The organism is Succinimonas sp. (genome assembly GCF_045225735.1).
GTDB lineage: Bacteria > Pseudomonadota > Gammaproteobacteria > Enterobacterales > Succinivibrionaceae > Succinimonas.
This window is the reverse complement of record NZ_JBGVBR010000201.1, coordinates 1-12,962: the sequence shown is the minus strand read 5'-3', so window position 1 is coordinate 12,962 and position 12,962 is coordinate 1. Positions and strand designations below refer to the sequence as shown.

The following is a 12,962-nucleotide window of genomic DNA, read 5'->3' as shown; positions in this document are numbered from 1 at the left end:
CATTCCATTATCATCCAGTGACTTAATCATTGCGCTTTTATCGGCAAAAGCTCTTTTGAGCTTGCGAAACGATTCATAAGCAACTTCACCATAAGGGGAGTTTAACAATTTAACTTCACTTTCTGACATAACGAATCCTTTGTTCAAAATTCATATCCGGCATCTTTGAGCTTTAAAAACATATGTGTATAATTTATGGTTATAATGTGTCGGATATCTGCGATTCACAATACTTTCTTTTCAGATGTTAAAGGGTTTCGCTACAAATAGCAACTTTTATGGGATACTATGGTGATGAAGACATGAGATTTATAAGTGTGTGCTACTTTGACATTAGTACAGCACGCTCGCCGCTGTTATTGCACAGTTCCTGAACATTGACCGGCATCTGAACGGAGCATTCCTGGCGAACTCTGACTTCATCGCGGCTCATGAAATACGACAGAGCTTTCAGCAGACGACGATAAATAAGATCTCCTGTATTTGAGCGAATAAGAGGGCAGGCATGCAATTCAAGAAGGGATTAGGCTGGAAGGCCTGTTATGACGAAGAAAAAGGCATTTACACTGCCAGAGTTTCATGGCGCGGTGATGCTTCTTACTATGAGATCGATGCCGCGGTGTTCAATCGCCTGAATACCCCGGAGATGGGGAATGACTATCCTGATGATCTCATAAAAACCGGACGTCTTCTTTACGAAAAGAGGGATGGCTCCATAGGCCCGGCTACGGAAACCGTCTATGATGACAACTTTGCGGAGCTGTGCTCCTGGGCGGAGATCCGCCGCTGCGATAACACCTCAAGCAAGGAAATGACCGGTTTGTTCACTGACCTTTGGGGAAATGAGAAAACCAAGGAACACCGGATGAATCAGAAAGAAGAAGAGGAAAAAGCTCATCATGAGACGATTCTTACGGGACAGGGTAGGTTATAAGCCGGAAAACTCTTTCCGCTCCCCGCTGATCTCCGCAATGTCATCGGCCTTGATTCAATGGCGTTCCCAATTGGCAAACCCGGCTTGGGCGTCAATTTGCAGATCTTCCTCTGAAACCTGAAGCTTTGGATTGCGGCGCTTTTCAGAAGGGGGACTGCGGCTCAGAGGGATTACTGATAGAGAAATTGGCCCTGCACTGCGTGGTCAATCTGAGCATAAGCTTAGAATAATGGCCGAGAACAAGGCCTGAGCTCTGTTTCCGGAATGTATTCCCTGCCCTCCTGAAAAACTGCAACAGGCTGTTGCAGTTTTTCAGGCTGATTGAGCTGCAGCAGTTCAAACCGGAAGAGCGCCGCTGACGCAAGGGCTTGTCACTGATTGTTAAGGGGCCTTAAGAGCAAGAGGAAGATGTTGTTTCATTCCCTTAATTCTGGCGGCTTTCCCTTATTTTGAGGTGAAATTTAAGGGAATGCATGGCAAAAAAAAAGGGAATGAACCTGAAAAGCAGTAAACTGGAATCAGAAACACAGGCTAAAAAATAACTTGATCGGCAGTGCCCGACTAAGTCACCGATCAAGTTACCGGCTAAGATACCGATCATGTACAGCGCGGATCCAGCAGAATTCCGCACCGGCATAACCTCAGGCTTCAAGGAGATTCCGCCTCATGGCGCAGGTGTTCCGTCCGGATTAAACTTCGTTAAGAGAACATGAAGAAAAACATGTAAGGCGGCGCCTTGATAATGCCTCCTTCCTCCATATAGCTTTTGGGATGAATGATATAGGACTGTTCAATGCGTTTGGAAAAAATGTTCCTGAACTCATGCAGGGATGTTGCTGTATAGTTCCGGGAGGATTTGACTTCGATGGGATAAATTTTGAAGCTGGTTTTGCTGTTATTGGAAAGCAGGAAATCAATTTCGATATCGTTGCGGTGCTTTTCCGGGCTGTATCTGGTGTAGAAATAGAGTTTCCTTCCCGTGGCGGCAATCATCTGCGCGATCATATTTTCATACAGCATGCCTTCGTTTAGTGACAGGCGACCTCCCATAATGGCCTTATATAACTGCTGGTCTGAGATCTCATTCTCGCTGAAGGCAAGACTTGCCAAAAGTCCGGTATCGCCAAGATAGCATTTCACTGCGGCATCGTTTTTGCTGAGAGCAAAACCGACATTGGGGTCATTGCATTTATAGCACAGGTTGCAGATCATGGAATCATCTAGCCAGAACAGAGGTTCGTCGTATTTCGAGTAGAGGCCGTCTTCGTCTATTTTGCTGAGCACAATCCTTTTTTCATGTGTCGACAAATACCCCGGAAGATTTTCAAACAGGGCGGAAACCTTGGAGCTGTATCTTCTGGCAGCTTTTCGGATATCATCACGGTAGAGATCCAGAATGTCCCTTTTTTCAATATCGCTGGCATAAAAATCGCGATTGCCTTTGATATAGGCCACAATGCTTTGCGGCATGCCCCCTACCAGCAGGTACTCCCGGAAATAGCGCATCGCTTTGGCATGAGTTTTCTGTTCCAGAGCCTTTCCGTCTTTGTAGCAGGCGCGAATGTGTTCTGATAATAATTCTTCTCCCATCGCCCAGAGAAACTCCTCAAAATCGGCAGGATACATTTTGATTTTGCGTTCTTCAGAGGGGATGGTGATATCCTCCACGTTTTCCCTTATGGAAATAAGCGAACCGGTCTCGATATAATCATACCGGCCGTCTGACACCAGGTACTTAATTGCTTCCCGGGCTCTGGGAAACTTCTGGATCTCGTCAAAAATGATGAGAGACTCCCGCTGATAAAGGCGTACGCCATACTCAAGCGCCAAGTTCTGAAAAAAGACATCGAGCTGATGCAGATTCTCAAAGTTATCTCTGATGTTTTTCGGCGCCTGGCTGAAATCCACCAGAATATATGACTTGTATTGCTCCCGGGCGAATTTCAGAGCGAGGGCGGATTTTCCGACGCGATGCGCCCCTTCGATCAGGAGAGCCCTGGTTCCCTTCGTTTCGGTTTTCCAGCTCAGAAGCCGCTGGTAAATCTTTCTCTTAATTTCCATGAATCCCCTGTCGAGCTCCGTCTGCCATTAACCATGCCATTGTCTGTCAGCCATGTTCCATTATACGCATAGTACAATTTAGCAGATTTTCCCGCTATGCGCAGAGTACGCTAATTGGAATTCATACATAGTGCGCAAGGTAAATGCCAAGTAATAACAGCGCCGGCATTACGGAGAGGATGTATCAGATGCGCTTTTCATTCAGGAGGAAATCAGCGCTGATGCCGATGTTACAGATCCGGGCTTTGCCGGCGCCTTTTTCGTTAAAGCTACAGCGTAATGGCCTTGCGGTTTTGAACGCGAAGGCATCCGGCCGGCAGCTACCGGGCAGGAGAGGGCGGGAGAACTGCCGCAGGCAAACAGCAGATTACCAGTTTTCGTATCGCTGGTGCCGATCCAGCCGTCTTATCCTTTCCATATCTTCGGGAGTCAGCTCAAAGCCGAAGATGTCATAGTTTTCCGCAATATGGTCAGGATCAGACGACCCCGGGATGGCGATGAAACCTGCCTGCAGGTGCCAGCGGAGAATGATCTGCGCCGGGGTTTTTCCGTATTTGCCGGCCAGCTCCGCGATGATATCATTGCTGAAGCTCTCGGCAGTATGGCCTCGCCCCCCGAAAGGATACCAGGATTCGATCACGATGCCGTACTGTCTGACATATTGCTGAAGCTCCGTGTTCTGGTAATAAAGATGGTTTTCATTCTGAATTACCGCAGGCTTAATGGTCGCAAATGACAGAACCTTGTCCACCGCTTCTTTGGAGTAGTAATTGGAAATGCCGAGGGAGCGAATCCGGTGATCGTTTACCGCTTCCTCCATGGCCTTATAGACGCCTGCATCATCTGAGCCGGGCTGATGGATAAGCAGAAGGTCAATATAATCCACATTAAGATCCCTGATCTCATCATTGATGATCCTGCCGGCGCGTTCATAGTTGCCGCCGTAGATTTTGCCGGTGATAAAGACCTCCTCCCGGGTTACCAGGCCTTCGGAAATCGCCCGCGCAAGGCCGCGTCCGACGCCGACTTCATTACCGTAGTATCTTGCCGTGTCGATAAGGCGCATGCCGGATTTGAGCGCCTGATAAACGGCTTCTTCCGCTGTGTTATCAGTGAGCGCCCATGTTCCCAGGCCGATGACGGGCATTTCATAGCCGCTGTTCAGAAGCACGGTCTTTTTGGAGAAATCAAAGGCACCCTTACCGCTCTCCTTCTTGCCGGCAGACAGGGTGACGGTGACATCCCCGTTACTCAAAAGCTCCTTTAAGAGTTCCTGTGACTGCCCGGTGATCCGGCCCAGCTTTGTATATGCCCAGGAATTGCTGCCGTAAAACACCACCAGCTGATTACCGGAATACAGCATGATATCCCCTGCCTGAGCAGTCATTCGGCGGTCGTTTCTCGGGAGGCTGTGACCAATGGATCCCACCTGCTCAAAGCCGCCGTACATGGACATTTTTATCGTAAGGGGAGATTTTGCCGCCAGCTTCATCAGCGCCGAAACCGCCTCATTTTGCTCCCATGCCGCTGAAACCGCTGTTTTGCCGATCCGCATTTCCATTGTCATTATCTCCTTTTGGCTGAGACCATTCCCGGCCGCTTCATTAACCGGGCTGATACCTGCCGGAAGAGCGACTTCTTGGGAGGTGCTTCCGGAAGCTTTTGCCTGATGGGTTACTGTAATTGCTGTCCCGCAGAAAATCAGGAGGAGCATCAGGCTGCAAAATATCACAAACCGCCGATATCTCATAAGTCCCTCGCAAAAATGATTATTTCAGTCCTTTTTAAGGCCGGAATCTTTTGCCGGAAATGACTCCTTCGCCGAAAATTCTGCCACATTTTCGGAGCAGAGGCGCTTCCGCTGAGCAGGGAATTCCAAACTCCGCTCCTGCTGTTTACAAGTTTAAAAGGAATTCCGGCTGACAGGAAGGGCGGAGTGTTCAGGCTGAGACAGAGCAGGGCGGAGAATATTCCGGCCCCTGGCCCGCATCTCAGACATCTGACATTTCGGCATTATCAGCGGAGCTGGCAAGGATCTGATTTCAGGCGGATTACGGGATGATTTCTTCGATTTTTCTGAGAAAGTCCGCCAGAAGAACCTGCTCTTCCGCGCTGTAGCTTTCGATAAGCTCCCGGCATTGCCCCTCGGCATCTCGGATCTGCTGCGCCATGGCCTGATAGATATGATCGCCGGAGGAGGTAAGCCGGTAAAAGATCTCCTTCCGGTTTCCTTCCATGCGGTTTGCGGTGATAAGCTCCTTTTTAATGAGCCTCCCGCAGATTTTTGAGATGCCGCCTCTGGTGATGCCAGTATTTGAGGCAATGGTGGTGGCATTGGTAATTTTTTGTTCGCCGATATAACGCAGAGTAAGCCGTTCATGAATGGTCAGGTTGTATTTTGCCCCGTTTGTTGTTTCCAGAATCCGGTTTATCTCCTGATCGATATTGTTATGGATGGCGCAGATTTTGGTGATGATTTGAACGATAAGACTGAGCACTGGTTCTGTTAACTGAGACATACGGTACCTCTGCCTTTTTATTTACCGGTAAACAATAATGTAAAGTTTATAACTTCGGCTGTAAATTTGCAAATTTACTGCTCCGGACAGCGATGATTGTTGACAGGTAAACAATCATCAAATAGAATGAAATTGTTTACAGGTAAACAAACATCAAGACGGAAATGCTTAAGTCCGGAGACTCCTGAGGATTTTGTTATGCGTCTATCTTTGGTTCTTTTCACCATATTGGCGGCAGCCGGCGGTTATTTTCTGTACACCCATCATCAGAAAAGCCTTGTCGAGATCCCGGAGGGAATCTACGGATCCAACGGCCGCACGGAGCTTAAGCGCATTGACGTGGCTTCGCTGTATGCGGGCCGGGTGGAGGAGTATCTGGTAAAGGAAGGGGACAGCGTAGTAAAGGGACAGGTCATTGCCCGCCTTAAGGATACCAGAGCGAAGGGACAGGTAAAGGAGGCCCGATCCGCTCTCTCGGCCGCCGAATCGGGAGTGAAGGCGGTTTCGGAGCATCTCGTAACCATCGATTCCGAAATCAAATCCCTGGAGGATCGCATTCGCCTCGCCAAAATAGAGCTCGAAAACGCCCGCAAGCTCCGAAACGAGAAGCTTATCGGCCAGACCGAGCTCGAGCGCCGCATAAGCCATCTCACGCAGCTTAACGCCAGTCTGGAAACCGCCAAAAGCAGCAGAGCTGAGGCCGAATGGAATCTTAAAAGAACCTCTTATCAGGCGGAGCAGGCCGCCGCCGGTCTGGATATTGCCCTGGATGCGGAAGCCGACATGGTGATCACCGCTCCCTTGGACGGCTATGTGGAATACACCCTGGCAGATCCGGGGAACGTTATCGGAGCCGGAGGGCGGGTGGCGGCTCTTCTGGATCCTCTGGATTTCACTCTGGATCTCTTTGTGCCGTCCCGGAGGACTGCGAATCTCCGGATCGGAGATGAAGCCCGCATTGTCATCGAGGGCATGGATGCCGTTATTCCGGCAAAGATCAGCTTCATTGCGCAGGATGCCCAGTTTACCCCCAAATTTGTGGAGACGGCGGAGGAGCGGGCCCGGCTCATGTTCAAGGTTACCCTCAGGGTGGATGCCGACGTGCTCCGGGAATACCGGGGCGCCTTTAACGGCGGGATGCCGGCTCTGGGCTATGTGAAATATGACAGAAACGCCGCCTGGCCCGCGAGGCTCGCCGTAAGGCTTCCGGCAAAGCCTGAAGGCTCAAGATAGTCTCAGGGGGCAGCATGTCTGAATTTGCGGTAGAGGTAAGCTCCGTTACCCACAGCTACGGCAAGCTGGAGGCCCTTAAAGGCGTGAACCTCCAGATAAGACGCGGCTCCTCCACCGGCATTGTGGGAGCGGACGGCACCGGAAAATCCACGCTGCTCTCCCTTATTGCCGGCATCAAGATCCTCCAGACCGGTTCCATTCTTACTCTGGGCCGGGATATTTCCAAAGAATTCTCCCGCTATCAGCTTTCCCATGCTGTGGCCATCATGCCTCAGGGGCTGGGCAAAAATCTTTACCCCACCCTCACCGTTCTGGAGAATCTGGAGTTCCATGCCAGACTGTTCGGCCTTGACCGCCGGCAGCGGGAGAAGCGCATGAAGCTCCTTCTGGCCGCTACCTCCCTGTCTCCCTTTGCCGGCCGGGCTGCCGGCAAGCTGTCCGGAGGCATGAAGCAGAAGCTCAGTCTGTGCTGCGCTCTCGTGCACAGCCCGGATCTTCTGATCCTGGACGAGCCCACCACCGGTGTGGATCCCCTGTCCCGGCGCCAGTTCTGGGATCTTTTGGCGGTTATGCGGAATGAGGATCCCGACATGACTCTCATGGTCTCCACCGCCTATATTGACGAGGCCGAGGGTTTTGAAAACACCGTGATCATGGATGACGGCTGCATTCTGGCCCATAGTTCCACGAAAGATCTCATTGCCGCCGGGAAGAGCCGGGATCTCGAGGAGGCTTATCTTAAGGCCCTTCCGGAACACAAAAGGGGCAAGGCCGGGGGCTTTGTGATTCCGCCCTTTGCGCCGGAGGAGGGGGAGCCCCCGGTCATCGAGGCCAATGAGCTTACCAAGGTGTTCGGGAACTTCACCGCCGTGGATCATGTGAGCTTCCGCATTTCCCGGGGGGAGATCTTCGGGTTTCTGGGATCCAACGGCTGCGGGAAATCCACCACCATGAAAATGCTCACCGGACTTCTGGAGCCTTCCTCGGGAACGGCGGCCATTATGGGGCGTCCGATAGACAGCCGGGATATTGCGGCCCGGATGAGAGTAGGCTACATGTCTCAGGCATTTTCGCTTTACGAGGAGCTTTCGGTCAGGGCCAATCTGAGACTGCATGCCCAGCTCTACCGCATCCCCAATGATCAGCAGAGCAGAATTATCAGAGAGACCATGGAGCGCTTCGAACTTACCGGAGTGGCCCGGGAGTTCCCCAGCGTGCTGTCCCTGGGGGTGCGGCAGCGCCTGCAGCTCGCCGCCGCCTGTCTCCATAGGCCGGAAATTCTTATTCTGGACGAACCCACCAGCGGCGTGGATCCCGCGGCCCGGGACATGTTTTGGGATTACCTAATCAAATTAAGCCGGGAAGAACGGGTTACCATCTTCGTTTCCACCCATTTTATGAACGAAGCGGCCCGCTGCGATCGCATTTCTCTCATGCACCGGGGCCGGGTGCTGGCGGTGGGTTCTCCGGAAGAGCTTAAGCGCTCCCGGAAGCAGGATACCCTGGAGAAGGCCTTTATTGGCTATCTTGAGGATCAGATGACCGACGGGGATCGCATTTCCGCTCAGGAGATGTCAGCGGTAAAGGATGATAAGAAGGAAAAAAAGAAGAAGGATTTCGTGCCGGGGGGCTTTTTCTACAGCTTTTTTATCATTTACACCTTCGCCCTCCGGGAAATGCGGGAGCTCCTAAGGGATCCCATCCGGATTTTCTTTGCGCTTTTCGGGGCGGTGGTTTTGGTGGTGACTGCCGTGCACGGCATTTCCTTTGATCTGGCTCCTTTGCCCTTTATGGCGGCGGATCAGGATAATTCTCCGGAAAGCCGCCGCTTTATCTCCGAATTTGCGGGATCCCCTTATCTTATCCAAAAGGAAATTCCCGCAGGGGCTAATCAGGATCCCGAGACCTTGCTCCGGGAGCAGAACGTCCGGCTGGTGGTGGAGATCCCCCCGGGCTTCGGAAGCGATCTTCTGAAGGGGCGGAAACCTGAAGCCCAGTTTCATATCGATGCGGTTTTCCCGTCCATCAGCAACAACATCGTAACCTACGCCACCGGGATCACCGGACAGTATCTTAAGCACGAGGCTGACAGGAGTTCCCGCCCCGGGGAACTGGTTCCCGGCTATGGGATAGAGACCCGGATGAGGTATAACGAAGCCTTTGAAAGCGTGTATGTCATTACTCCCGGACTTATCATGGTGGCGCTGGTGCTCTTTCCGGGCATGATGACGGCTCTCGGGGTGGTAAGAGAAAAGGAGCTCGGCACCATTTCCAATCTCTATACCTCTCCGGCCCGGGTCTACCAGTATCTTATCGGGAAACAGATCCCCTATATCATCGTGGCCTTTGCCTGCTTTCTCCAGCTGTGCGCTCTTGCGGTGTTTTTCCTGGACGTTCCCGTAAGAGGATCCTTCGCCGCTCTGTGTCTCGGGGCCTTTCTGGCCATTACCGCCTCCTCTTCCTTCGGGCTTCTGGTTTCCTGCTTTGTTCGTTCTCAGATCGCGGCGGTATTCGGCACCGCGGTGCTTTCCATTGTGCCCAGCATTAACTTTTCCGGGTTCATGTTTCCGGCCTCGTCTCTGGAGCTCTCGCAGCAGATCATCAGCAAAACCTTCCCGGGCTGCTGGTTTCAGCTTATCAGTCTGGGCACGTTTACCAAGGGCCTCGGCTTCGGAAGCTTCCTCCATGCCTACGGCGCTCTGGTGTTACTGATTGTCTCCTACCTCACTCTGGCAACGCTGCTCTTGAGAAAACAGGAGAAATAGCATGAATTTAAAAAACCTGCGAGTGCTGATCCGCAAGGAAATCAGAAGCGTGCTGGGAGATGTGGTGTTAATCGCCCTCATGGTCTATTTCTTCACCGGCGCCGTTTATACCTCCGCCACCGGCGCGGCCACGGATGTGCGAAATGCCGCGGTGGCGGTGGTGGATCACGACAGAAGCGCTCTTACCGGCAGCATTGTTCAGGCTATTTTGCCGCCTAGGTTCAAGGCTCCTGAATATATCGGGGATGCCGATGTGGACCGGGCTCTTGATTTGGCCAGGTACGTTTTTATCATTGATTTTCCGCCGGATTTTGAACGGGATCTCCTCCAGGGCAAGCAGCCCAGCATCGGACTTACCGTGGATGCCACCGCAATGACCCATGCCAGCGCCGGCACCGGGTATCTCAGCCATATCATTGACGAGGAGATTACGCGTTTCCTCAGAGCCGGAGCGGATCCCCGGGAAGCCTCCTCCGGCGGCATTAATGTGGTCATCAGAAACAGATTCAATCCCAATGCCTCCAGCATCTGGCATATGGGAGTTACCCAGATTATCGGCAATTTAAGCCTGCTCACCCTGATTCTGGCGGGAGCGGCCGTCATAAGAGAGCGGGAGCGGGGCACCATTGAGCATCTTCTGGTAATGCCGGTTACCTCTTCGGAGATCGCCTTCTCCAAAATTATCGCCAATGTGCTGGTGATTCTGGTGTTCACCCTAGGCTCTCTGTTTCTGGTGGTGAACGGCGCTCTGGGGGTGCCCATTCAGGGATCCGTGCTGCTGTTTTCACTGGGCACGGCCTGCTATATTTTCAGCTTCGCGGCTCTCGGGATCATGCTGGCCACCTTTGCCCCCCACATGCCGCAGTTCGGGCTTTTGTGCATTCCGGTGTACATGGTGCTGTATCTCCTTTCCGGAGCCATGACCCCGCTGGACAACATGCCGGAGGGGCTCCAGCAGGCTTTGACCATTTCCCCCACGGTGCAGTATTCCATTTTCACTCACCAGGTTATTTTCCGGAATGCGGATATTGAGACCATCGGCCCCGAACTTATGCGCATCATCGGCGCCGGCAGCGTGTTTATTGTGGTAGCCCTGATGAAATTCCGCGCCATGCTTTCCAGACAGGGATAGGAGGTTTTATGAGAACGCAAGAAATGCAGGAAATGCAAGGAATGCATAGGATGGAAATAACGCCAAAAATGCCTGAGCTCAACAGGCTGCAGCGGCCGCTGGGAGCCTTGCTTTTTGGCGCTCTGGCCCTGATATCAGGCTGCTCGGTGGTGACCTCAAGCGATATCAGCTCCTCGGTTACGCTTCCGGAAGCCTACAGCGAGGGCCAAAGCGCGGCGGCTGACAGCGGGACGGACAACAGCGGCGCTAATACCGATATCAGAAGCTGGTGGACCCGGTGGGAGGATCCGGAGCTTAACAGACTAGTAGCCGCCGCTCTTGAGGCCAATCCCGATCTTAATATCGCCCGGAGCAGGATCCGGGAGGCAGATGCCATGGCGGCCATGGCCGATGCTGATTTGAACCCGGCAGCGGAGTTTGCTCTTGGGGGCAATGCCGGAAAAATGTCCGCCACCTCCCCGTCCCCCATGTTCGGGAAAAAGATCCGCGGGAATCCCCGCTCCATCACCGGCTCCCTCTCCGCCTCCTGGGAAATCGATCTTTTTGGAAAGAAAAAGAGCGAATCTGACATGTACGCCTACCGGGCCTTAAGCGCCAGAGATATGGCCAACGCTGCCAGAATCGCCGTTGCCGCCAGCGTGGCCCGGACATATTTTGAGACGGTGGCGGCCGGGGAGGAGCTGGAGCTCCTCCGGGAGTCCATTGCCAGCCTGAGCGAGATGAAGCGTTATGTTAAAGGCCGCTTTGATGCCGGTCAGGCCACCTCATACGATCTCGAGCATATAACCAACGAGATCACCAAGAAGGAGGCCTTTTTGCAGCTTCTGGAGGCCAAAAGAAAAAATTACGTAAGAGCGCTGGCCGTGCTGACTGGCAAGACGCCGCAGGATTTTACTGACAACTTTCCCCGGGAGCTTAAGACTGCGGACAGGGCTCCGGCTCCTCCTCAGGGCGTTTATCCCGCCGATCTCCTCCAGAATCGTCCGGATCTTCTGGCTAAAAGCAATGAAATCAAGGCTCTGGCCGCTCAGGTGGCCTCGGCTACCGCCGATCTCTACCCCCGGCTCAGCCTGTCCTTCATCTGGGACTCCGGCACTATTCATATCAGCAATGATTTTGACAATGTAAAAACCTGGGCGGGGCTCCTCGGCCTTGATCTCTCGGTGCCGATCTTCACCGGAGGCAGAATAAGGGCGAATATTGACCTTGCGGACGCCAAGCTCAAAACAGCTCTCATTGAATATGACAAGAAGCTTCTGGAGAGCCTTGCGGAGGTTGATAACAGCTACAGTCTCGCCAGGGGCTACAGCGACCGGGAGACCGCGCTTTTAAAGGCTCTTAAAGAGGCCAGGCATCTCTGCGTTACCACAAAAAAGATGTTTGAACTGGATGCCTCGGATTATGACCGGGTTATTGATGCCCGGCTTAATGAAATCAGCCTCAAAAATGAGCTCCTCGCGGCGAAGCTTGATTATCACCGCAGTCTCACCGATTTATACCGGAGTCTCGGGGGCGGCTGGGATCCCGGGGCGGCAGCCGCCGAAGAGTCAGGACAGAGTCAGAAGGAGCCGGAGGACGGCCGGTAAAAACGCCGTGAGCAACGACAGATGTTTGCCAGTTAAGTTCAAACCCGTATCACGGATAAAAAATCTGTGCCGTGTTAGAATGACGGCATCATAAAGTTCCCGGAGGTTAAGTCATGGGCGATACTCTGAATCCTGTCAGCAGCAATTCTTTTGTTGATCTGGTTGCATTTAAGGATAATGATGTTTTTGTAGATAAGACTGATTTTATCGCAGAAATGTCTGAAAATATCAATAAGAACAAACGTCTGTTTGCTGTAACACGCCCCCGCAGATTTGGCAAAACCGTAACAGCGCATATGCTCCTCGCCTATTACTCAAAGGCCTATTCCGGGCAGCATATTTTTGACGGACTCAAAATAACAAATGAGGATTACAAGGAGAGTTACGGAAAACACCTGAACAAGTACGATGTGATTTACCTAGACATGAATACCATCAGGGACGACTATATTGCATACACAGAAGATGAGGATCTGCAGGTTAAGGGGGTTACTACCTTTGTTGATTATTTTAAATACACGATCATCGAGGATCTGAAAGAAAACGAAGACTATGCCAGAGTGATTGGCAAAAGCAGAAAAGTCGGTAAAAAAAACCTGACCGCGGCGTTACAGGCAGTATGCGAATATACCAAAGAAAGATTTATCCTGATTATGGACGAGTGGGATCTGATTTACCGGGATTACCGGAATGATACTAAGCTCCAGAAGTCTTTTATTGATCTTCTCACCA

9 protein-coding genes are annotated in these 12,962 nt (G+C 52.1%); 6 read left to right on the top strand and 3 right to left on the bottom strand.

The annotated features are described in order from the left end of the window. Window positions 1-505: 505 nt before the first annotated feature. The gene (locus tag ACJROR_RS07015; RefSeq protein WP_406546496.1) at window positions 506-934 is read left to right on the top strand and encodes a hypothetical protein; all 429 of its coding nucleotides are present in this window, start codon (window positions 506-508) and stop codon (window positions 932-934) included. 699 nt (window positions 935-1,633) lie between these two features. Here ACJROR_RS07015 and ACJROR_RS07010 read toward each other — a convergent pair. The 3 genes from ACJROR_RS07010 to ACJROR_RS07000 form a co-directional block, all read right to left on the bottom strand. Further along, window positions 1,634-2,995 (bottom strand): ATP-binding protein, encoded by a 1,362-nt coding sequence (locus ACJROR_RS07010; protein ID WP_406546495.1) that lies wholly within the window; start codon window positions 2,993-2,995, stop codon window positions 1,634-1,636. A gap of 367 nt (window positions 2,996-3,362) precedes the next feature. Continuing rightward, a complete protein-coding gene (locus ACJROR_RS07005; RefSeq protein WP_406546494.1) occupies window positions 3,363-4,562 on the bottom strand; it encodes an aldo/keto reductase in 1,200 nt (399 codons plus the stop codon). A 484-nt stretch (window positions 4,563-5,046) separates the two neighbouring features. Beyond that, entirely contained in the window at window positions 5,047-5,514 is a 468-nt protein-coding gene (locus ACJROR_RS07000; protein WP_406546493.1) for a MarR family winged helix-turn-helix transcriptional regulator, read from the bottom strand. A gap of 198 nt (window positions 5,515-5,712) precedes the next feature. On the opposite strand from ACJROR_RS07000, the gene ACJROR_RS06995 reads away from it, so the two are divergent. From ACJROR_RS06995 to ACJROR_RS06975, 5 genes are all read left to right on the top strand, one after another. After that, a complete protein-coding gene (locus ACJROR_RS06995) occupies window positions 5,713-6,747 on the top strand; it encodes an HlyD family secretion protein (protein WP_406546492.1) in 1,035 nt (344 codons plus the stop codon). 14 nt (window positions 6,748-6,761) lie between these two features. Further along, window positions 6,762-9,512 carry a ribosome-associated ATPase/putative transporter RbbA gene (gene rbbA / locus ACJROR_RS06990; protein ID WP_406546491.1) on the top strand — a complete coding sequence of 917 codons (2,751 nt, stop codon included), beginning with the start codon at window positions 6,762-6,764 and terminating at the stop codon, window positions 9,510-9,512. A gap of 1 nt (window position 9,513) precedes the next feature. Then, on the top strand, window positions 9,514-10,644 hold the full coding sequence (locus ACJROR_RS06985) for an ABC transporter permease (RefSeq protein ID WP_406546490.1): 1,131 nt from the start codon (window positions 9,514-9,516) through the stop codon (window positions 10,642-10,644). A 50-nt stretch (window positions 10,645-10,694) separates the two neighbouring features. After that, window positions 10,695-12,230, top strand: coding sequence for a TolC family protein (locus tag ACJROR_RS06980; RefSeq protein ID WP_406546489.1), 1,536 nt, complete (start codon window positions 10,695-10,697; stop codon window positions 12,228-12,230). A gap of 113 nt (window positions 12,231-12,343) precedes the next feature. Then, a partial coding sequence (locus tag ACJROR_RS06975; RefSeq protein ID WP_406546488.1) for an AAA family ATPase occupies window positions 12,344-12,962 on the top strand: 619 nt, incomplete at its 3' end.

What these genes read in the sequence shown, in the direction of transcription:
- ACJROR_RS07015 (WP_406546496.1), top strand. Translation starts at nt 506, where the DNA reads ATGCAATTCAAGAAGGGATTAGGCTGGAAGGCCTGTTATGACGAAGAA.
- ACJROR_RS07010 (WP_406546495.1), bottom strand. Translation starts at nt 2,995, where the DNA reads ATGGAAATTAAGAGAAAGATTTACCAGCGGCTTCTGAGCTGGAAAACC.
- ACJROR_RS07005 (WP_406546494.1), bottom strand. Translation starts at nt 4,562, where the DNA reads ATGACAATGGAAATGCGGATCGGCAAAACAGCGGTTTCAGCGGCATGG.
- ACJROR_RS07000 (WP_406546493.1), bottom strand. Translation starts at nt 5,514, where the DNA reads ATGTCTCAGTTAACAGAACCAGTGCTCAGTCTTATCGTTCAAATCATC.
- ACJROR_RS06995 (WP_406546492.1), top strand. Translation starts at nt 5,713, where the DNA reads ATGCGTCTATCTTTGGTTCTTTTCACCATATTGGCGGCAGCCGGCGGT.
- rbbA (WP_406546491.1), top strand. Translation starts at nt 6,762, where the DNA reads ATGTCTGAATTTGCGGTAGAGGTAAGCTCCGTTACCCACAGCTACGGC.
- ACJROR_RS06985 (WP_406546490.1), top strand. Translation starts at nt 9,514, where the DNA reads ATGAATTTAAAAAACCTGCGAGTGCTGATCCGCAAGGAAATCAGAAGC.
- ACJROR_RS06980 (WP_406546489.1), top strand. Translation starts at nt 10,695, where the DNA reads ATGGAAATAACGCCAAAAATGCCTGAGCTCAACAGGCTGCAGCGGCCG.